Annotated in this window: 20 protein-coding genes and 2 tRNA genes; 16 read left to right on the top strand and 6 right to left on the bottom strand. The window is 65.4% G+C overall.

Annotated elements, in window-relative coordinates; genetic code table 11:
* Positions 1-27: 27 nt before the first annotated feature.
* The 5 genes from NA10_RS05650 (at position 28) to NA10_RS05670 (ending at position 4,904) form a co-directional block, all read left to right on the top strand.
* Entirely contained in the window at positions 28-1,188 is a 1,161-nt protein-coding gene (locus NA10_RS05650) for a ScoMcrA-related endonuclease (protein ID WP_067564339.1), read from the top strand.
* 127 nt (positions 1,189-1,315) lie between these two features.
* Entirely contained in the window at positions 1,316-1,504 is a 189-nt protein-coding gene (locus NA10_RS05655; RefSeq protein WP_067564342.1) for a hypothetical protein, read from the top strand.
* Positions 1,505-1,559: 55 nt separating this feature from the next.
* Entirely contained in the window at positions 1,560-2,000 is a 441-nt protein-coding gene (locus NA10_RS05660; RefSeq protein ID WP_067564345.1) for a helix-turn-helix transcriptional regulator, read from the top strand.
* Positions 2,001-2,056: 56 nt separating this feature from the next.
* Entirely contained in the window at positions 2,057-4,483 is a 2,427-nt protein-coding gene (locus tag NA10_RS05665; RefSeq protein WP_067564347.1) for an ATP-binding cassette domain-containing protein, read from the top strand.
* A gap of 10 nt (positions 4,484-4,493) precedes the next feature.
* Positions 4,494-4,904: a VOC family protein gene (locus NA10_RS05670; RefSeq protein ID WP_067564350.1), complete on the top strand. Its 411-nt coding sequence runs from the start codon at positions 4,494-4,496 to the stop codon at positions 4,902-4,904.
* Here the strand turns inward: NA10_RS05670 and NA10_RS05675 are convergent.
* Entirely contained in the window at positions 4,892-6,109 is a 1,218-nt protein-coding gene (locus NA10_RS05675; RefSeq protein ID WP_067564352.1) for a sensor histidine kinase, read from the bottom strand. The genes NA10_RS05670 and NA10_RS05675 overlap by 13 nt on opposite strands.
* 183 nt (positions 6,110-6,292) lie before the next feature.
* Here NA10_RS05675 and NA10_RS05680 point away from each other — a divergent pair, with 183 nt between their 5' ends.
* The 6 genes from NA10_RS05680 to NA10_RS05705 all read left to right on the top strand — a co-directional run bounded on the left by NA10_RS05680 (position 6,293) and on the right by NA10_RS05705 (position 10,108).
* Positions 6,293-6,943 carry an ABC transporter permease gene (locus NA10_RS05680; RefSeq protein ID WP_084514354.1) on the top strand — a complete coding sequence of 217 codons (651 nt, stop codon included), beginning with the start codon at positions 6,293-6,295 and terminating at the stop codon, positions 6,941-6,943.
* Positions 6,936-8,120 carry an ABC transporter ATP-binding protein gene (locus tag NA10_RS05685; protein WP_067564357.1) on the top strand — a complete coding sequence of 395 codons (1,185 nt, stop codon included), beginning with the start codon at positions 6,936-6,938 and terminating at the stop codon, positions 8,118-8,120. The genes NA10_RS05680 and NA10_RS05685 overlap by 8 nt, the downstream gene beginning before the upstream one ends.
* Positions 8,117-8,875, top strand: a complete 759-nt coding sequence (locus NA10_RS05690) for an ABC transporter permease (RefSeq protein ID WP_067564359.1) — start codon at positions 8,117-8,119, stop codon at positions 8,873-8,875. Before NA10_RS05685 ends, NA10_RS05690 begins: the two co-directional genes overlap by 4 nt.
* Positions 8,876-8,913: 38 nt before the next feature.
* A complete protein-coding gene (locus tag NA10_RS05695; RefSeq protein ID WP_373862338.1) occupies positions 8,914-9,858 on the top strand; it encodes a glycine betaine ABC transporter substrate-binding protein in 945 nt (314 codons plus the stop codon).
* A 91-nt stretch (positions 9,859-9,949) separates the two neighbouring features.
* Positions 9,950-10,022, top strand: a tRNA-Gly gene (locus tag NA10_RS05700).
* Positions 10,023-10,036: 14 nt separating this feature from the next.
* Positions 10,037-10,108: transfer RNA gene (locus NA10_RS05705), tRNA-Val, on the top strand.
* A 13-nt stretch (positions 10,109-10,121) separates the two neighbouring features.
* Here NA10_RS05705 and NA10_RS05710 read toward each other — a convergent pair.
* Positions 10,122-10,682: a dihydrofolate reductase family protein gene (locus NA10_RS05710; protein WP_245677051.1), complete on the bottom strand. Its 561-nt coding sequence runs from the start codon at positions 10,680-10,682 to the stop codon at positions 10,122-10,124.
* 120 nt (positions 10,683-10,802) lie between these two features.
* On the opposite strand from NA10_RS05710, the gene NA10_RS39085 reads away from it, so the two are divergent.
* The gene (locus NA10_RS39085; RefSeq protein ID WP_281180151.1) at positions 10,803-10,934 is read left to right on the top strand and encodes a hypothetical protein; all 132 of its coding nucleotides are present in this window, start codon (positions 10,803-10,805) and stop codon (positions 10,932-10,934) included.
* Positions 10,935-11,002: 68 nt separating this feature from the next.
* On the opposite strand, the gene NA10_RS05715 is transcribed toward NA10_RS39085, so the two are convergent.
* The 3 genes from NA10_RS05715 to NA10_RS05725 all read right to left on the bottom strand — a co-directional run bounded on the left by NA10_RS05715 (position 11,003) and on the right by NA10_RS05725 (position 14,248).
* The gene (locus NA10_RS05715; RefSeq protein ID WP_067564364.1) at positions 11,003-11,617 is read right to left on the bottom strand and encodes a dihydrofolate reductase family protein; all 615 of its coding nucleotides are present in this window, start codon (positions 11,615-11,617) and stop codon (positions 11,003-11,005) included.
* Positions 11,618-11,690: 73 nt separating this feature from the next.
* Positions 11,691-12,533: a helix-turn-helix domain-containing protein gene (locus NA10_RS05720; protein ID WP_067564366.1), complete on the bottom strand. Its 843-nt coding sequence runs from the start codon at positions 12,531-12,533 to the stop codon at positions 11,691-11,693.
* A 533-nt stretch (positions 12,534-13,066) separates the two neighbouring features.
* Positions 13,067-14,248 (bottom strand): PP2C family protein-serine/threonine phosphatase, encoded by a 1,182-nt coding sequence (locus NA10_RS05725; protein WP_067564367.1) that lies wholly within the window; start codon positions 14,246-14,248, stop codon positions 13,067-13,069.
* Positions 14,249-14,394: 146 nt separating this feature from the next.
* Here NA10_RS05725 and NA10_RS05730 point away from each other — a divergent pair, with 146 nt between their 5' ends.
* Positions 14,395-14,877: a MarR family winged helix-turn-helix transcriptional regulator gene (locus NA10_RS05730; protein WP_067564369.1), complete on the top strand. Its 483-nt coding sequence runs from the start codon at positions 14,395-14,397 to the stop codon at positions 14,875-14,877.
* Positions 14,878-15,095: 218 nt separating this feature from the next.
* Positions 15,096-15,461 (top strand): STAS domain-containing protein, encoded by a 366-nt coding sequence (locus NA10_RS05735; RefSeq protein WP_067564371.1) that lies wholly within the window; start codon positions 15,096-15,098, stop codon positions 15,459-15,461.
* Here NA10_RS05735 and NA10_RS37480 read toward each other — a convergent pair.
* Positions 15,403-15,903, bottom strand: a complete 501-nt coding sequence (locus tag NA10_RS37480; protein WP_067564373.1) for an ATP-binding protein — start codon at positions 15,901-15,903, stop codon at positions 15,403-15,405. The genes NA10_RS05735 and NA10_RS37480 overlap by 59 nt on opposite strands.
* A 330-nt stretch (positions 15,904-16,233) precedes the next feature.
* On the opposite strand from NA10_RS37480, the gene NA10_RS05745 reads away from it, so the two are divergent.
* Positions 16,234-17,385: a glycosyltransferase family 4 protein gene (locus tag NA10_RS05745; protein ID WP_245677055.1), complete on the top strand. Its 1,152-nt coding sequence runs from the start codon at positions 16,234-16,236 to the stop codon at positions 17,383-17,385.
* Positions 17,382-19,481 (top strand): amylo-alpha-1,6-glucosidase, encoded by a 2,100-nt coding sequence (locus NA10_RS05750; protein WP_067564374.1) that lies wholly within the window; start codon positions 17,382-17,384, stop codon positions 19,479-19,481. Before NA10_RS05745 ends, NA10_RS05750 begins: the two co-directional genes overlap by 4 nt.
* Positions 19,482-19,846: the final 365 nt, after the last annotated feature.

Here is a 19,846-nt window from a genome sequence, read left to right on the forward strand (position 1 = left end):
GTCGGGCGCCTGCGATACAGTCCGATCGTGAGCCTCGAGGAGTTGTCCAGAGATGCCGTACTCTCGGCGATAGCGGAGTTCGACTCACTGGGCCGTGATGAATTTCTGGCCAAGTACGGCTTCGGCCGAGCACGAACGTACTTCGTGGTTCTGAACGATAAGCACTACGACTCCAAAGCCATCGCAGGTGCCGCCCACGGTTATATGCCAGATCGTGATGCGCTGCGGCCCAAAGACTTCAGCGGCGGTGACGCGACGGTGGCGAAGGCTCTTCGCGCCCTCGATTTCGATGTGCAACGGCACGAGCCGGAGTCAGTGTCTCGACAACGCCCGCCGTCCTGGGCTTGGCCTGAATTGGTCCTGGCGTGCGAACTCACCGAACGGTCCGACTGGCATGAGCTGGATGTAAATCACCCGGAAGTTCACAAGCTATCTCGCTTGCTAAGACAGTTGGATATCCACCCCGGGGCCGCCGACGACGACCGCTTCCGCAGTACCGGCTCGGTGCGGTCGAAGATGATGAACCTCTCACATTGCCATCCGAGCTCCACCCGTCGGGGCAGCAACGGCGGGGCCCTGGATCGCGAAGTGGTCGATGCGTTCGTGAAGCAGCCCGAAAGGATGCGGGCCTACGCCAGGGAACTGAGGCAGATGGGACTGGCGGAGCAGGCAGCCGAGACCGCTGGACTCGGCCGGTCGGCAGGTACATCTCAGGAGGATCCGAGGATCGACCTGGTGCAGTTCCGGCCGAGCAGCGAGGACGTCCTCATCTCCGCCATCAAGGCTCACTTCCGAACCAGGACCAACGAGCAGGCACGGCTCCTGAACGACTTCCAGCTCGCCGCGATCACCAACGGGCTCAAACTCGAGAAAGACTCCGAGACGGGCGATCTGGTGCTGAGCCGCGGACGACGGCGATGGATTGTCGCGCCGAAGGTCGTACAGAACGGGAACGCCACGGCCGCCGTTCAGACGGCGATCGGCTCACTGACCTACACCAGGCATTTCTTCTACAGAAATACGTCCATCGATGTAGTCGCGCTATTCACCGAACCTATCGGCCAGGTGTATGTCAACTTCCTCGAGTCGCTGGGGATTCGTGCGGTCTGGCGACTGGACGATGTATGGGATGGCTCACCCAGTGCGAGGCAGGACGCGCTGGTCCAATCACAGTATCGCGCACCGTAATCGGCAACACGGCTGTCAAGATATCGGGATGACGGTTCCGGTTCGCGATAGTAACCCTGATCCTCGCTTTGCTAGGCCATCGGGTCGGGCGCGCCGACGCGGGCCGATCAAGGTGTCGTGGTGGTGGATGCTGCTGTTGATCGCGGGTGCGCTCGTCCTGCTTCCGCTCGTGCTGCTGGCGGGTATCGCGCTCACCGGATCGCATCATGGTCCGGCCTCCCCCGTTGCGCCGGTTCGGGTTTCGAATACCGAACCGGCGACCACCACGCCGGTGAAGCCCTGCTATCCGTTCCAGCTCGATTGCACTCCCGGCTGAGTGTTTCGGCGCGCTCCCCTAGGCAAGGCAAATCCGACATGGCAGGGTTCTCACCATGACCGGTACACCCGCAAACGTGCAGCACCTGCGCGATCTGGCCAGATTGCGCAGGGTGCGTGATCGGATCGATCGGGAGTACGCGCAGCCGTTGGATGTGATGGCGCTGGCGCGGGATGCGCATATGTCGGCGGGGCATTTGAGTCGGCAGTTCAAGTTGGCGTATGGGGAGGCGCCGTACAGCTATTTGATGACCCGGCGGATCGAGCGGGCGATGACGCTGTTGCGGCGGGGGGATATGAGTGTGACCGAGGTGTGTTTCGCGGTGGGCTGTTCGTCGCTGGGCACGTTCAGTACGCGGTTCACCGAATTGGTGGGGGTGCCGCCGAGCACCTACGCCAAGCAGGAGGCCGAGGCGACGGTGGGCATTCCGGCGTGTGTGGCCAAGCAGGTCACCAGACCGGTCAGGAATCGAGAAGCATCGGGGTCCGATCAGTAAATAGGCTGATCACAGATCCGCCGCACCTGTCTGGATGCGATACAGATGGAGAGACCATGACCACGCCTGCCAGGACCAAGTCGAAGCAGCCCGCGGCGCACGCCGCGGACAGCCACGAGTGGATTCGCGTGTACGGCGCGCGGGTCAACAATCTCAAGGATGTCAGCATCTCGATTCCCAAGCGGCGATTGACGGTGTTCACCGGCGTCTCGGGTTCGGGGAAGAGTTCGCTGGTCTTCGGCACCATCGCCGCGGAGTCGCAGCGGTTGATCAATGAGACGTACAGCAGTTTCGTGCAGGGGTTCATGCCGTCGCAGGCGCGGCCCGAGGTGGATGTGCTGGAGGGGTTGACCACCGCGATCCTGGTGGATCAGCAGCGGATGGGGTCGGATCCGCGCTCCACGGTCGGCACCGCCACCGATGCCAATGCGATGCTGCGGATTCTGTTCAGCCGGCTCGGGAAGCCGCATATCGGTTCGCCGCAGGCGTTCTCGTTCAATGTGGCGTCGGTGAGCGGTGCGGGCGCGGTCACGGTGGAGAAGGCCGGGCGGCAGATTCGGGAGAAGCGCACGTTCAGCATTACCGGCGGTATGTGCCCGCGTTGCGAGGGGCGCGGCGCGGTCAATGACATCGATCTGACGCAGCTGTATGACGAGAACAAGGCGCTCGGCCAGGGCGCGCTGACGATTCCCGGGTACAGCATGGAGGGCTGGTTCGGTCGAATCTTCTCGGGCAGCGGCTATTTCGATATGGATAAGCCGATCAAGAAGTACACCAAGCGCGAGTTGAACGATCTGCTGTACAAGGAACCCACCAAGATCAAGGTCGACGGCATCAATCTGACGTACGAGGGCGTGATCCCGCGTATCCAGAAGTCGATGCTGTCCAAGGACGTGGACTCGTTGCAGCCGCATATCCGGGCGTTCGTGGAACGCGCGGTGACCTTCAGCGTCTGCCCGGAATGCCTTGGGACACGGCTGAGTTCGCAGGCGCGGTCCTCGAAGATCAAGAAGATCAGCATCGCGGACGCGTGCGCCATGCAGATCAGCGATCTGGCCGAATGGGTCAAGGGGCTCGACGAACCGTCGGTGGGGCCGCTGCTGGAATCGCTGGGCCAGACCCTGGATTCGTTCGTGGAGATCGGGCTGGGGTATCTGAGCCTGGATCGCGCCTCGGGCACACTGTCGGGCGGAGAAGCGCAGCGCGTCAAGATGATTCGCCATCTGGGCTCGTCACTGACCGATATCACCTATGTGTTCGACGAGCCGACCGTGGGCCTGCATCCGCACGACATCCAGCGGATGAACGATCTGCTGCTTCGCCTGCGGGACAAGGGAAATACCGTCCTCGTGGTCGAGCACAAGCCCGAGACCATCGCGATCGCCGATCATGTGGTCGATCTCGGCCCCGGCGCGGGTTCGGGCGGTGGCACCGTGTGCTTCGAGGGCACCGTGGACGGGCTCCGCACCAGCGACACCATCACCGGGCGGCATTTCGACGATCGCGCCGCGGTGAAGGAAACGGTCCGGAAGCACAAGGGCGCGCTGAAGATCCGCGGGGCCAAGACCCACAATCTGCAGAACGTGAATGTGGATGTGCCGCTGGGCATTCTGACCGTGGTCACCGGCGTCGCGGGCTCGGGCAAGAGCTCGCTGGTGCACGGGTCGATTCCGCGCGGCGAGGATGTCATCTCCATCGATCAGGCCCCGATCAAGGGTTCGCGGCGCAGCAATCCCGCCACCTACACCGGCCTGCTGGAACCGATCCGTAAGGCGTTCGCCAAGGCCAATGGCGTGAAACCCGCTCTGTTCAGCGCGAATTCGGAGGGCGCGTGCCCGGTCTGCAATGGCAACGGGGTCATCTACACCGATCTCGCGGTCATGGCCGGTGTCGCCACCACCTGTGAGGAGTGCGGCGGCAAGCGTTTCCAGGCGGCGGTGCTCGACTATCGCCTGGGCGGAAAGAATATCGCCGAGGTGCTGGCCATGCCGGTCGCCGAGGCCGAGCAGTTCTTCGCTGACGGCGACGCGAAACTGCCTGCGGCGCACAAGATCCTGCAACAGCTGGCGGATGTCGGGCTCGGTTACCTGACCATCGGCCAACCGCTCACCACGCTCTCCGGCGGTGAGCGCCAGCGGCTGAAGCTGGCCACGCATATGGGTGAGAAGGGCGGCATCTACGTGCTGGACGAGCCCACCGCCGGTCTGCACCTGGCCGATGTCGAACAGTTGCTCGGCCTGCTCGACCGACTCGTCGACTCCGGCAAATCGGTCATTGTGGTGGAGCATCACCAGGCCGTCATGGCGCACGCGGACTGGATCATCGATCTCGGCCCTGGCGCGGGTCATGACGGCGGCCGGATCGTCTTCGAAGGCACGCCCGAAGCGCTGGTCGCGGCGCAATCCACGCTGACCGGCGAACATCTGGCCCAGTACGTGGGTCGGTCAGGAATCAAGAAGCGCGCGGCCCGAGCGCGCGGATAGCGTTTGCGTCATGGACCTATCGATTCTCAATACATTCCTCCCGCATGACGATCCGGAGGCTTCGCTGGCGTTCTACCGGGACGCCCTGGAGTTCGAGGTTCGCAATGACGTCGAGTACGGGCCGATGCGCTGGATCACCGTCGGCCCGGTCGGGCAGCCGGACGTCTCCATCGTGCTGCATCCGCCCGGCGCGGATCCGGGCATCACCGATGACGAGCGCCGGGTGATCAGGGAGATGATGGCCAAGGGCACGTACGCGACCATCGTGCTGACGACCTCGGATATCAACGCCACCTTCGACAAGATCCAGGCGACCGGCGCGGAGGTCGTGCAGGAGCCGATGGATCAGCCGTACGGCGTGCGCGACTGCGCCTTCCGCGATCCGGCGGGCAATCACGTGCGGATCAATCAGGCGCTCTGAGCTTGCGGCCAGGGCAGGGTGGCCCGCAGTGTGAAGCCGCCCTGCGGCCGGGCGCCGAAGGTGAGGGCGCCGCCGACGAGTTCGGCGCGCTCGGTGAGGCCGAGCAGGCCGTAGCCGGAGCGAGGTGCGGGTTCGGTCGCCCCGAGTGCGCCGGAGTCGCTCACCGAGACGGTGAGGCCCTCGCCCGGGGCGCCGTCGAGCACGATCCAGACCGTCGCGCCGGGAGCGTGTTTGCGGACGTTGGTCAGGCCCTCCTGGACGATGCGGTACGCGGTGCGCGCGCTGGTCGCGGGCGGCTCCGTCTCGGTTTTGTCGGTGAGGGTGACGGCCAGGCCGGAGTCGCGGGCGTCGGCGACCAGGGTCGGGAGCGCGGCCAGCGAGGGTTGCGGGGGTTCGGGCGGGTCGGTGGCGTGCAGTTCGTCGGCGCGCAGCACGCCCAGGACATCGCGGAGTTCCTCCAGCGCCTGTCGGGAATTGTCGGCGATGGTCTGGGCGATCGAGCCGACCTGTTCCGAGGTCAGGTCGGGGCGGTAGGTGAGTACGCCCGCCTGCATGGCGACCAGCGAGATCCGGTGCGCGAGCACGTCGTGCATTTCGCGAGCGATTCTGTGCCGCTCCAGAATTCGCGCCTCGGCGGCGCGCGCGACCTGTTCGCGCTCGGCGATCTCGGTGCGCTGTTGCAGGGACCAGATCACTTCGCGGCGCGAGCCGACCGCGACGCCGACCGCGACTATCGCGCCCATGGCGACGACCAGGAACGTGAGGGTGTACCAACCGGAACCAGGCAGTTGGTTCTGTGAGTTGAACTCCGGATAGACCTGCGTCATCGCCAGTCCGGACAGGACGCCGAGGATCGCGATCGGCACAATCTCGCGCGGGCGTCGCCGGGTCGCCAGCGAGCACAACGCCAGCACCGACGGCCCGGCCGCCGTGGTCGAGATCGCCGAGACGGCCGTCGTCACCGCCGCGACCACCACGGGCCAGCGGCGGCGGAACAGACCCAGCACCAGAGCGCAGATCCCGAGCATCGGGTCCACCACGCACAACCAGAAGATCAGCATCGACGGCACGGCCGGATCGAGGCCCTGCCTGGCGACGATCCAGGAGAGCACCGCGAACACGATCACCGCCAACTGCCGCCAGCCCTCCTGCCACCACCGCAGCGGTGCGGGGCCCGGGCGTACGGCCAGACTGGTTGCGGTCATCCCACCAGCATTGCCCGTCTCTCCCACCCCCGCGCATCGGTCTGGGGTCTCGATCGGCAGCGACCCAGGTATGACCTTGTCCGGTCCGGGCCAGGGGTCGGGCGGCCCGCGCGAAAACGCCTAGGGCGACGCGGCTTACGGATATGCTCGCGAAGGATCCCGTTCCGTGGGGAGGTTGTGACCCTGGATAATCTGTGGAACTTCCTGGTCGACCATCGTCGTCAGCTGATCACCGACAGCTATCTGCATGTTTCGGCCGTGGTGCAGTCGGTGGTGATCGCCACCGTGGTGGCCGTGCTCGTGGCCATCGCGGTCTATCGCAGTCCGCTGGGTGCGGCGGCGGCCACCGCCACGGCCAGCATTATCTTGACCGTTCCGTCATTCGCGCTGCTGGGGCTGCTGATTCCGTTCATGGGGTTGGGCGTGCGGCCGACGATCACCGCGCTGGTGCTGTACGCGCTGCTGCCGATTCTGCGGAATTCGATCGTCGGGTTGTCCTCGGTCGATCCGGCGGTGTCCGATGCCGCGCGGGGGGTGGGGATGAATCGGCTGCGGGTGCTGACCCGGATCGAGTTGCCGCTGGCGTGGCCCGCCATTCTCGCGGGGATGCGGATCAGTACGCAGATGCTCATGGGCATTCTCGCGATTGCCGCCTATGCGAAGGGGCCGGGGTTGGGGAATCTGATTTTCGCGGGATTGTCGCGGCTGGGCAGTCCGAACGCGGTGCCGCAGGCATTGACCGGCACGGTGCTGATCGTGGTGCTGGCGCTGGCGCTCGACGCGATTCTGGTACTCATCGGCCGATTCACCACACCGGGGAGAGTCCGTGACTGAAACCGTTGCGACGCAGGGCATCTCCGGGGTCGAGATCGTGCTGTCGGAAGTCACCAAACGTTATCCGGGGCAGAATGATCCGGCGGTGGATCGGGTGTCCATGACCATTCCGGCCGGGGAGATCGTGGTGCTGGTCGGGCCGTCTGGGTGCGGTAAGACCACCACCATGCGGATGATCAATCGGCTGATCGAGCCTTCCTCGGGGGCGATCAGCATCGGCGGACGCGAGATCCTGGATATGAATCCGGATACGTTGCGGCGCGGGATCGGATACTCGATTCAGCAGGCCGGGCTGTTTCCGCATATGACGGTGGCCAGGAATGTGGCGACCGTGCCCGGGCTGATCGGATGGGATCGTTCGCGGATCGCCGCGCGCGTGGATGAGATGCTCGCGCTGGTGGGGCTGGATCCGGATACTTTCCGAAATCGGTTCCCGCGCCAGCTTTCCGGTGGGCAGCAGCAGCGGGTGGGGGTGGCGCGAGCGCTGGCCGCGGATCCGCCGGTGCTGCTGATGGATGAGCCTTTCGGCGCGGTCGATCCCATTACCCGGGGGCTGTTGCAGGACGAGTTGCTGCGGTTGCAGGCCGAACTGCGCAAGACGATCGTGTTCGTCACCCATGATTTCAACGAGGCGGTGAAGCTCGGAGATCGAATCGCGGTGCTGGGCAATCAGTCTCGGATCCTGCAATACGACACCCCGGCGGCGGTGCTGGCCGAACCCGCGGATGAGACGGTGGCGGGATTCGTAGGGGCCGACGCCGGGCTCAAACAGTTGACGCTCACGCGGGTGCGGGAGGTGCCGCGCGGGGAATGCGCGGTGGCTCGGGAATCCGAAGCGGTGGAGGCGTTTCGGAAGGCGATCGGCGACAGCGGCCGGGAATGGGGGCTCGTGCTGGACGATCAGGGGCGGCCATTGCGGTGGGTGACGCTTGCCCAGCTCGCACAGGCGGATTCGCTGCGGGCGGCGGGAACCGCGGTGGGCGGCACGGTTTCCCTGGACTCGACGCTGCAAGGCGCGCTGGAGACACTGCTCGCGGAGAGCAATGCCAATGCCGTCGTCACCGGGCGGCGGGGTGAGTACGTGGGGTTGATCACCATCGATACCCTCGTCGCGCATCTGTCTCGAATGCGAAGTGCGCACGCGCACAGTGATTCCGGCGGGGATGGCGGGCAATGAGCGGGCCGACCGCGCATACCGAGCGGCGGGCGGAGCGGATTCGACTGCTCGCCCAGCCGGTGCTCGCCGTCGCACTCGGGGCGGGAGTGCTGGTGTGGGCGTTCGACCGCGATCTGACGGTCACGCAGCAGGCGAGTCTGAGTGCGGGCAATATCACCGGCGTTGTCTGGCAGCATGTGCGGATCACGGTGACGGTGGTGGCGATCGTCGTATTGATCGCGGTGCCATTGGGCACGCTGTTGACCCGGGTCCGATTCCGCCGTCTCGCACCGCTTTTCGTCGGGCTGGCCAATATCGGTGCGGCAGCGCCCGCCATCGGATTGATCGTGTTGTTCTATCTGCTCACCCGGACCACCGGATTCTGGATCGGGGTCGCGCCGATTGTGCTGTTGTCACTGCTGCCGGTCTTGCGCAATACCATTCTCGGCTATCAGCAGGTTGATCCGATGCTGGTGGATTCGGGGCGAGGGCAGGGAATGTCCTCGCTGACGGTATTGCGGCGCATAGAGTTTCCGCTCGCCGTGCCCTACATCCTCGCGGGATTGCGCACCTCGCTGGTGCTGGCCGTCGGGACGGCGACGCTGTCGTTTCTGGTGAGTGCGGGTGGGTTGGGCATTCTCATCGACACCGGATACAAACTGCGCGATAACGTCACGCTGTGGGTGGGGGCGCTGCTCGCGGTCGCGCTGGCCCTGCTCATCGATTGGCTGGGGGCGCTCGCCGAACGGTATCTCGGACCCCGGGGGCTGCGGTGAGACAGCGAATTCGCCTCTGCGGCAGTGCTTTCGCGGCTGTGTTGGCGTTGCTGCTGGTGGCGTCGTGCGGACTGGAGTCCGGGAGCGCGGTTCCGCTGCGGGTGGGGCCGGGCAGTATCCGGCCGATACCGGCGTTGGATGGCGTGCGAATCACGGTGGGGTCCAAGGACTTCACCGAACAGAACATCCTCGGGTATCTCATCGAATTCGCGTTGACCGCGGCCGGGGCCGAGGTGCGAGATCTGACCGATATCGTCGGCTCGAACAGCCTGCGCGATGCCCAGCTGCACGGGCAGATCGATATCGCCTACGACTACACCGGCACCGGCTGGATCAACTATCTCGGTAGGGAGAACCCGGTGCCGGGCTCGGACGAACAGTTCACCGCGGTCCGTGACGCCGATCTGACCGCACACGGAATGGTCTGGGCCGCAATGGCTCCCATGAACAATACCTACGCCATGGTGGCCAATCCCGGCACGGCCGCCGACAAATCGATCACGTCGTTGTCGGATTACGCAAATCTGGTCAACACCGATCCCGACGCGGCCGCCACCTGTGTGGGGACCGAATTCAATGTGCGCCAGGACGGGTTTCCGGGCATGGCCCGCAAATACGATATCGACACCGGCAAGGTGCGCAAACAGATAGTCCAGGATTCCCTGGTCTTCCAGGCCACCGCCGACGGCAACCAATGCCGCTTCGGTTCGGTGGCCGCCACCGACGGTCGCATCCCCGCGTTGAACCTGAAACTGCTCACCGACGACCGCGCCTTCTTCCCGAAATACAATGCCGCCCTTGTCATGCGCAAATCCTTTGCCGACGCCCATCCCCAAGTCATCGCCGTCATGGAGCCCATCTCCCGCCTGCTGACCAACGAATCCATCACCGAACTGAACCGCAAGGTCGATATCGAAGGCCGCGAACCCGCCACCGTCGCCCGCACCTGGCTCATCGACCAGGGCTTCGTCACCCCCGGCTGACCCCCGCCACCAGCCGATTTGCTTTCGGCCCCGCTTTGTCCCTAAAGTTCTGTCCCGCAAGCCGATCGGCCCCCGAGGCCCCGGCGAGCAAGCGGATGTAGCGCAGCTGGTAGCGCATCACCTTGCCAAGGTGAGGGTCGCGAGTTCGAATCTCGTCATCCGCTCAAAGATTGTTCCCGCGCGATTAGCTCAGCGGGAGAGCGCTTCCCTGACACGGAAGAGGTCACTGGTTCAATCCCAGTATCGCGCACTCACAAACAGTTCTACACCGCCGCGTAGCGGAGCAGGACGATGCCGGTCGGGAATGTGCGATTCTCCACCAACTCCAGGGTGATCCACTTGCTCAGCGTCGGGAAGAACGGCGTGCCGCCTCCGACAGCTGTCGGGGTGACCACCACCTGGAACTCGTCCACGAGACCGGCCCGGATCAGCGGCGCGGCGAGTGTGGCGCCCGCGACGTCGATCCGTCCATCGGTCTCGGCCTTGAGCTTCGCGGCGACCTCGACGACGTCACCGCGCTCCAGCCGCGAATTCCAGTCGACCGAATCGAGGGTTTTGGAGAAAACGATCTTCGGCATCGCCAGCCACAGCCGCGCGTACTCGGCCTCCACCGGCGAGATATCGGGGGCCTCCTCGGCGGTCGGCCAGTGGGAGGCCATCAGCTCGTACAGCTTCCGCCCATACAGTGACACCGCCGTGCCCCGCACCTGATCGTTCCAATACTGGTGCAGTTCCGGGTCCGGGTTGCTCCACCCGATGTCACCGTTCGCGTCGCAGATGTAGCCGTCCACCGAGACATTCATGCCATAGGTCAGTTTGCCCATGATGCCAAGACTCCCACAGCGACGAAAACTCATCGCTCTGTGCCGACATGCGGAAGATCGTGTTGTTCGGGGCGACCGGGTACACCGGTCGACTCACCGCCGAAACACTGACCGCACAGGGTGATTCGCCGGACGGAGCTGGAGCGCGGCCTCCTCGATACCGGGGCGCTGGGTCCGGTCGAGGCATTCGGCCTCGGGGCGCTCTCCGCCGCCGCGGCCGATGGCGGTTGGACCCGCCTTCCCGCCCGGTGACCGCGCAGCCTCCGCGGTGCAGTCGCCAGTTCAAGCAGGCCACTATTCAATCCCGCTGTCGCGCAACGTCATTTCCTGACTTCGAACCTCAGGTGCAGTACTCGCTCGCCTTGGATGACCACGTGGGGGTCCTCCAGTAGGTGCTGGCCGTCGATGTCGCCGAAGAAGCGTTTTCCGGATCCGAACACCACGGGGACCACGTCCATCGCGACCTCGTCGATCAAACCGGCCGCGAAGAACTGGCCGCCGACCTGTCCGGCGTTGACGGCGACGGTGCGGTCGCCGGCGAGTTCGCGTGCGGTGGCGGCAGCGGTGTGGATGTTGTCGACGAAGTGGTAGGAGGCCTCCGGGTGCCAACCGTGCGGCTTGGGGCGATGCGACACGACGACCACGTGCTCACCCACGGGTGGCTGCCCCTCCCAACCGTTCACCAGGTCGAACAGGGTGCGGCCCATGACGATCGACCCGATCGACGCCCACGTGGCGCGGACGTAGTCCGCCGAGGCACGGGCGACCTTGAATCCGGCTCCGGTGCCGGAATGATCGAAGCTCTGCTCGCCGGCGGGCTCCGTGATCGGGGTGTCACCGCTGAAATACCACTCGTGCAGGGGGCCGACGTCGTCGTTCTTGTCGGCGATGAAGCCGTCCACCGACACCACATTGTGCAAAATCACCGTGCTCACAGGAACTCCTCCGGATCGATAGGGCGTGGATTCCGATTCTGTGGCATCGCCGGGTACGCACGCTTGTAAAAAATCACTCGACGGGCATCGGCCCGGCATCCGGCGGGAACCGGTCCTGGGCTGGAAATCTGCGCCGCAGCGCGAGGTAGTCGGTGGGGGTGTGACCGGTGAAGTCCTTGAACTCCTTGCTGGCGTGCGCCTGATCGAAATACCCTGCGGAGTGCGCGAATTCGGTCCAATCGACCGGGCCGCGCGCGTCGACGGACAGAATCAGGCGGGCGAAACGATAGATGCGGGCCACGCGTTTGGGTGTGACGCCGACGTGAGATTTGAATTGTGCGGTCAGATGATTGCCACTCACCCCGGCGGCGTCGGCGAGCGCCGCGACCGAGACCGAACCGTAGGACCGCTCCAGCCGTGTCCCCACCCGCGCGACCAGATCGAGGGTGTCTGACCGGGTATCCACGAGACGCGACCGCAACTCCTGCTCGACGAGGTCGAGTGCGTCGGCGGCAGCGCCGAACTCACCGAGACGACCGCGGATTCGCTCCAGCGCGCGCTGCCACACCGCGTCCACGGGCACATAGCGATCCCGCAGTTCGAGCGCCGGAATGTCGGTGAACGCCGAGAGTCCCCAGGGCTTGAAATGCACTCCTACCAACCGCACGCGGGCCGGATACTCCAAGAGAAAACGCTCGGTCCGCAACCCCATGAACCACCCGTCGACCAGGGTCGCGGACGGCACCGCGGGGTCGGGCACAGTCAGCTGAACCGGGGCACCGAGATTGATGAACAAATGCGCCGAAGGCATTGGGGGAACGAGCACGCGACGATGACGCGGCACCCCGGACAGGCAGTAGATGTCGTCGATGAACCGATCGAGCGGTGGGCCGGGAACCCGGCCTGCGTAGCGCATGCTCCAGTGTCTCGCATCCGGACAGCTACGTCGGGAAACACGGCGTCGATGTAGACCAAGTCGTAGACGTACGAGCGGTCGCCTTGAAGCTCATCCAGACGCCGTCGGGCGGAGGGCAACCCCGGCCGACGTCATCGTACGGACGACTCGATACCGCGCCCGCGGTATTGCAAACCACCCATCGCAAGTCAGGCAGGCGGAGACACCGGATGGTGATCTTGTGGGCGACGCGGACGAGTCGAAGTTGATGGCGTTGGAAGATGGACTGCGGGTCGCCCTGGGCGGCACTCCCATCCGATGCGCACATGGTCCAGGGCAAGCGGCTGGTGATCAGGTTCCGGGTCGCGAAGTTGTACGGGGACACACTCACCGTCGAGTGATTTTTTACAAGCGTGCACTGATCGGTAGCAGCCCGATAACCCGGCATCGGCCGGTGGACTCGATCCCGATCCCTTCGCCGGCATGGGTTAGGAAATAATTGTCGGACAGCAACTGTTGGTGCGGGGACCGGTGGGGCAGGGCCGTTCGAGGGTTCAGGCGTCGGCTGGGTGGTTCCAGTCGATGCAGACGACGACGGCGTCGTCTACGAGGTCGGTGCCCTCGTGGTAGTCGAGCAATTCGGTGATGATGGCTCGGGCGGCTTCGGAGGCGGGCAGGTTGCTGGAGGCCTGAATTGCGAGGTCGAGGTTGGTGGTGCCGTATTCGACGCCGGTGGGGGCCTGGGCGGTGTGCACGCCGTCGCTGACGATCACCAGCCGGTCGCCGGGCTCGACGTGGAAGGCTTGTTCGCGGTAGTTGGTGCCGTCGAACATGCCCAGTGGCAGTTGGGCTTCGAACTCGATCAGTTCGACGATGCCGTCGCGCAAGCGCAGGACCCGCGGTGAGCCGGCGTCGATCACCCCGACGCGACCGGTGGCGACTTCGAAGCGCAGCAGCAGTGTCGATACGTGCTGAGCGCCCCCATATTGGGCGTAGACGGCCTGGTCGGCCAGACTTGCCTGGTCGGCGATGTCCAGGCCGGCCCGGCGGGCGTTGCGCAGGGCGCTGATGGCCAGGTTGGTCAGCAGTGCGGCGGCGATGCCCTGGCCCATACCGTTGGACACGGTGACGGTCAGGTATTCCGCCGAGGTGCTCCAGTCGAAGTTGTCGCCGCCGATGGTGTAGGCGGGTTCGAGCTGCCCACCCAGGGAGTATTCCGCGCGGGCACAGCCGCGCCCGGGCAGCAGTTGCCACTGCATCTCCGCGGCGAGGCTGAGCCGCTCACGACGGCGGGCCTGCAGGTAGAGATCGGTGTCGCGCTCGGCGACGATCAGCTCGTGGCCGAGCATGGTGGCCAACCTGGCCAGGGCGGCCTGCTCGTCCTCGGTGGGCGCGGCGGGCAGCTGCGCCCGCAAGATGCCGAGCCGGTCACCGCGCACGGCTACCGGCAGATGGATCACCACTCCCTCCGCGCCGGGGCCCGGCTCCATGAGTGCCCGCTGAGCAGTGAACGCCCTGCCCGCGGTCGTGGTCCTGATCGCCAACGGCGTTGCGGTGTGAGGCAATTCGGTGACCGGCTGCAACATCGACAATCGGTAGTCGGCCAGCAGCAACTCCACCGCGGTCGCCGCGAAGTCGGTCCGCAGCGTGGCGCGCAACACATCGAGCAGTGCGTGGGGCGCGCTGGCGCGCAGGGCCGCCTCGGCGTATGCGAACGAGTGTCCGGCGCCGGTCATATGGCCTCCCAGGGTCGGCGAGCCCGGGGGGCTGCGGGGTTGCGGGGTTGCGGTCGGTCGCAACAATTGTCGCTCGACACGGACCCGACGACATTACCGCGCGGCTCGGGTGCCGCGATACCCGGGCGACGTGTCACAGTAGTCGCATGAGAAGTTCGCCGCTGCGGGACCAGACCGGGACCGAGGTCGCCGCGACCGTGGAAGAGGCAGCGGAACGGCTGGTAACGCTGTGGGGGCAGGCCCAGCAGGCGGTGGCGACGCGGGTGTCGCCCTCACAATTGCAGGCACTCGCCATCGTGCACCGGCACGGGCAGATCAACCTCAATGGCCTGGCCGCCGAGTTGGACGCGATGCCGTCCTCGGCGAGCCGGCTGTGCGATCGGCTCCAGGCCGCGGGATTGCTCGCTCGCACGGCGAGCCTGTCCAACCGTCGAGAGGTGATGCTCGCGCTGACCAGGGACGGTCAGCGACTGCTCACCGAGGTCAGCAGTATCCGGCGCCGGGCGCTGAGCCAGGTGCTGCAGGGCATGAGCGGCCCGGGCCGCGAGGCGCTGCTGGCGGGGTTGACCGAGTTCGCCGCCAGTGCCGAGCAGAGCCCCGGTATCGCGCAGCAAGAGCATCGCGCCTGACCGGTTCGGCGTGCGGACACCCCGCGGTAGATCATCGAATTTTGTTGCCCCGGTTGCCATCTCGATGATCACCGCACACTGCGACGCGGCACGGATCCAGCGATGCACGATCGGACGGCTGAAATATCACCTTGGTCCGGGTTGGTCGTTCAATAGTTGTCGTGCGACAATTGAAGACTGGATCGGACCGAGCTGATCCGGCGAAGGTGAGGTCGGTTATGGGTTCATCCAGCACCATCCAGGCGGTCGCCCCTGAACACCGGCGGTATCGGACGTTCGAGCATCCGACGTTCGAGCCGGGTGAGGTGCGGTGCTTTCCGACGGAACGACCCGTGCGGGTGGTCATGCGCGGTGATATCGACCTGACCACGCTGCCGCAGCTCGACCTGGCCTACCGCGAACTCACACAGCTCGAACCGGGCGATGTCGTGGTCGACCTGTCCGAGGTCACCTTGCTGGGATGCGTGGCACTGCGACTCCTGGTGGCGCTCACCGCACGACTCTCGCCCACCGGACACGAGGTGATCATTCAGGCCGCGAGCCCGCCCGCCCGGCGATTGCTCGACCTCGCTGGCTTGCCGTAGCGAGTGGACGGGGTGAGTGCGGTCGCCGATAGATCGGCTTGGTACGCATGTCGACCGTGGTGCCGCCATCCTCGATGCGGACGGTCACCTCGGTCATGAGCACCCGCATCAGCTCCAACCCGCGTCCCCGATGCGGATTCTCCGGAATATCGATCGGTTTCCAGCTGCCCTCGTCGGTGACGGTCACCCGCAGGTCTTCCTCGGTGAGCTCGCCCGCGACCCTGACAATGCCGGGCCTGAACCGATAGCCGTGTTCGATCGCATTGGTCATGGCCTCGTTGACGGCCAGCACCACGTCGTAGGCTTGGGTGGGATCAATTTCGCAGCGCTCCAACCAATTCCGCACTATCCGGCGGACGACGCCGATCTGGCTCGCTTCCCCGGGCACGCTGATTTCCCGCCGATGTGGTCGGCTCCGCACCATCTGATCGGTCGAACTCATCTCGCACCTCCCCGACATATCCCTTTCGCGGCAGGCCCGCCGCCTCTCCCCCACTGCGTACCCCGATAATGCGCGCCCACACGCCCGCTGTTTGCCGTTGTCGCAGATTCGGTCGGAGCGCCTACCTCCCTTACTCCGCCTATATCCCAAGGTCGGAAAGTCAAATTTCCAATTATGGGTTAACTGGTGGGATGCTGGGCAATTGTAAGATGGGCGGCCCTGTGGCCGCTTCGAGTGTGTCTCTCGCAGGTGATTCTTAGCCACTACAGCTGAGGAGTGATTGCCGTGAGCAGTACCGCGTTCGTTGCCGAACCAACCGTTCGGGTTTCTGTGGCTTCTTCCCGGCGACTGCATATCGTGCTGGTCGCGCCGCCCTATTTCGAGGTGCCGCCCACGGGCTACGGGGGTGTGGAGGCTGTGGTGGCGCAATTGGCCGACGCTCTGGTGGAACGGGGGCATCGGGTGACGCTGTTGGGGGCGGGACGCAATGGGACCAAGGCGGACTTCGTGCCCATCTGGGATCGGATCATTCCCGAGTTGCTGGGGAATCCATATCCGGAGGTGTTGCACGCGTTGAAGGTTCGGCGGGCGGTGGAGCGGATCGCGGCGGTGGAGCGGATCGATGTGGTGCACGATCACACGTTCGCCGGGCCGTTGAACGCTCCGGCGTTCCGCGCGTTGGGAATTCCCACCGTGGTCACCGTGCACGGGCCGGTGGACGGTGAGGAAGTCGAATACTACCGGACCATGCGGGACACAACGCATTTGGTGGCGATCAGCGATCGGCAGCGGGCACTGGCACCCGACCTCAATTGGATCAGCCGGGTGCACAACGCGATTCGGCCTTCGGAGTGGCCGTTTCAAACGGAGAAGCAGGATTTCGCGCTGTTCCTCGGCCGCTACGTCGACTACAAGGGCCCGCATACCGCGCTGACGGCGGCGCATCGGGCCGGTATCCCCCTCGTCCTGGCCGCCAAATGCAATGAGGAGCCGGAGAAGGCGTTCTTCGAACAGCAGGTGCGGCCGCTGCTCACCGATCGCGATCACGTGTTCGGCGAGGCCGATGCGACGGCCAAGCGGCAATTGCTCTCCGCCGCACGGTGTCTACTCTTCCCGATTCAGTGGGAGGAGCCGTTCGGCATGGTGATGATCGAGGCGATGGCCTGCGGGACACCGGTGGTCGCCCTGCGCGGCGGCGCGGTGTCGGAGGTGGTCCAGGACGGGGTCACCGGCATCATCTGCGACCATCCCGATGAGCTGCCCGAGGCCATGGAGCGGGCCAGGGATATCGATCCGGCCGACTGCCGTCGCCGGGTGGAGGAGTTCTTCTCCATCCGCCGACTCGGTGAGGGCTATGAGGCCGCCTATCGCTCGGTGCTCGCGAAACAGCCGAAACTCGTTGTGCCCGGCCGTGATCCGGCGGTGCCTGCGATGGCGCGGGCCATGGCGTTCCTCGGCACGGATGAAACGAATCCCGTGTGAGCACGCCACAGGTCTTCAATGCGGGTCCGCCGATCGGAGTCGGCGGGTCGCATCCCACGGTGACACTGGTGGAGGCCAGCACCTTCTGCCTCTCCGACCAGCTGGGCGATATTCATCCGGGCACCGCGCAGGGCCTCTTCTTCCGCGATGCGCGGGTGTTGTCGCGATGGGAGTTGCGGGTGGACGGTCAGCGGGCGGAGCAGCTGACCGTGCTCACCCCGGAGGCATTCGCGGCGCGGTTCGTGCTGCGGATGCCGCCGCGGCCGGGGCTGGCGGACAGCACGCTGTTGATCGTGCGCCGCCGGATGATCGGCGAGGGTATGAAGGAGATGATCAGCATTCACAATCTGGGGCGCGAGGACACCGCGGTGTCGTTGAGCCTGCACGTGGATGCCGATTTCGCGGATCTGTTCGCGGTCAAGGACGGTCGCGGCCATCCCGGCGGTGCGGAGACGTCGGTTTCCGGGCATGAACTGCATATCGCCGATCACACCGATCCTGGACGCGGGTTGATCGTGAGCGGTACCGGGGAGCCGATTGTCGCTCCGGGAGCGTTGAATTGGCGTGCGGTGGTACCCGCGCGCGGTCAATGGCAGACGCGGGTGCTCGCCGAGCCGGTGATCGCGCACCGGCGGGTGCCGCTGGCCTGCGACGAGGGCAGTCCGGGTCACCGGATGCGGGCCTGGCGCGAGACCGCCACGGATCTGAGTTCCACCGATCCCGGGCTCGCGCACATCCTGCGCCATACCGAAAGTGATTTGGGCGCACTGCGAATCGAGGACGGCGGGGACGGGCTGTCGGCGTATGTCGCGGCCGGTGCGCCCTGGTTCATGACGCTGTTCGGCCGCGACAGTCTGCTCACCTCGTGGATGTCGCTACTGCTGGATCGCGATCTCGCCGTGGGCACGCTGCGGCAATTGGCGAAACTGCAAGGTACGACGGTGGATCCGCTCACCGAGGAGGAGCCGGGCCGCATCATGCACGAGATGCGGCGCGGGCCCGCCGGGCATCAAATCCTCGGCGGGAATGTGTATTACGGCTCGGTCGATGCCACTCCCCTGTTCGTCATGCTGCTCGGCGAATGCCGCCGCTGGGGCGCGGAGGAACAGGTGGTGCGCGAGCTGCTGCCCGCCGCCGATGCGGCGCTGTCGTGGATCGATCACTTCGGCGACGCTGATCACGACGGGCTGGTCGAATACCACCGAAAGACCGACCGCGGCTTGGCGAATCAGGGCTGGAAGGACAGTTTCGACGGCATCAACGACGCCGAAGGGCAGGTGGCACAGGCCCCGATCGCGCTGTGCGAGGTGCAGGGGTACGTGTACGCCGCCCGGATGGCACGCGCCGAGATCGCCGAGGCGGACGGCGAGACGATGCTGGCCGAGCGGTTGAGACAGCAAGCGGCGGAAGGCAAACGCCTCTTCACCGAGGCGTTCTGGATGCCCGAGCGCGGCTGGTTCGCCGTCGCCCTGGACCGCGATAAGCGGCAGATGGATGCGCTCACCAGCAATATCGCGCATCTGCTGTGGACCGGCATCGTGGATGACGAGCACGCGGCCGAGATAGTCCGGCGACTGGCCGACCCCGATATGGACTGCGGATTCGGTCTGCGCACGCTGTCCGCGAGCATGGGCGCGTTCAATCCCATGAGCTACCACAATGGTTCGGTGTGGCCGCACGATACCGCCATCGCGGTGGCGGGTTTGATGCGCTACCGGCGTATCCCGGGTGCGATCGCGTTGGCCGAGCGGCTCTCCGAGGGGCTGATGGATGCGGCCCTGGCCTTCGACGGCCGTCCACCGGAATTGTTCTGCGGCTTCGACCGCGACCAGTTCCATTCTCCCGTACCGTATCCCACCTCGTGTTCACCGCAGGCGTGGGCGAGCGCCGCTCCCCTGCTGCTGGTGCGCTCGATGCTGGGCCTGGATGTCGACGTGCCGCGCGGGCGGCTCGAACTGTCACCGAAACTCCCGCAACGCTGGGGCCGCCTGATGCTCACCGATCTGCGGCTGGGCCAGCACACCCTGAGTATCGAAGCCGAAGGCGAGGCCATGAAAGTTCATGGCCTGCCTCAGGATTGGACGCTCATCGATTAATAGGCGGCCTCGAACTCCGCCATGAAGGCGGACGCACCCAGATACTCCCGGCACGCGGGTCCATGCCCCGCGTGCACGGCTATGACGAATCGCGCCTTTTCCACGGTGAGACAGAGTGGTTCACACGCGCAGTCCCGATACTGCGACAACCACAGATCCGAGGTCGAACTCCCAGCAAATTCCGATATCAATGCACTGCCCTCCATGCTCGACGGAACAGCGTGACTCGAATTTCCTTGGCTGACTATGGAGTTCCCCGTCAGCGGGTATTCACACCTTTCGCGGGTGGTCGCGACCGAGTCGCCCTACCGACGACGTCGAGTTCGACCGCTGACCGGGCAGGCCATGAAATATGACCATGGCCT

The organism is Nocardia acidivorans NBRC 108247, from assembly GCF_001625085.1.
Classification (GTDB): domain Bacteria; phylum Actinomycetota; class Actinomycetes; order Mycobacteriales; family Mycobacteriaceae; genus Nocardia; species Nocardia acidivorans.

Coding starts and splice junctions, on each gene's coding strand:
- NA10_RS05655 (WP_067564342.1), top strand. CDS start 1,316: ATGCTGCTGTTGATCGCGGGTGCGCTCGTCCTGCTTCCGCTCGTGCTG.
- NA10_RS05660 (WP_067564345.1), top strand. CDS start 1,560: ATGACCGGTACACCCGCAAACGTGCAGCACCTGCGCGATCTGGCCAGA.
- NA10_RS05665 (WP_067564347.1), top strand. CDS start 2,057: ATGACCACGCCTGCCAGGACCAAGTCGAAGCAGCCCGCGGCGCACGCC.
- NA10_RS05670 (WP_067564350.1), top strand. CDS start 4,494: ATGGACCTATCGATTCTCAATACATTCCTCCCGCATGACGATCCGGAG.
- NA10_RS05675 (WP_067564352.1), bottom strand. CDS start 6,109: ATGACCGCAACCAGTCTGGCCGTACGCCCGGGCCCCGCACCGCTGCGG.
- NA10_RS05690 (WP_067564359.1), top strand. CDS start 8,117: ATGAGCGGGCCGACCGCGCATACCGAGCGGCGGGCGGAGCGGATTCGA.
- NA10_RS05710 (WP_245677051.1), bottom strand. CDS start 10,682: ATGGGCAAACTGACCTATGGCATGAATGTCTCGGTGGACGGCTACATC.
- NA10_RS05720 (WP_067564366.1), bottom strand. CDS start 12,533: ATGCGCTACGCAGGCCGGGTTCCCGGCCCACCGCTCGATCGGTTCATC.
- NA10_RS05725 (WP_067564367.1), bottom strand. CDS start 14,248: ATGACCGGCGCCGGACACTCGTTCGCATACGCCGAGGCGGCCCTGCGC.
- NA10_RS05730 (WP_067564369.1), top strand. CDS start 14,395: ATGAGAAGTTCGCCGCTGCGGGACCAGACCGGGACCGAGGTCGCCGCG.
- NA10_RS05735 (WP_067564371.1), top strand. CDS start 15,096: ATGGGTTCATCCAGCACCATCCAGGCGGTCGCCCCTGAACACCGGCGG.
- NA10_RS37480 (WP_067564373.1), bottom strand. CDS start 15,903: ATGAGTTCGACCGATCAGATGGTGCGGAGCCGACCACATCGGCGGGAA.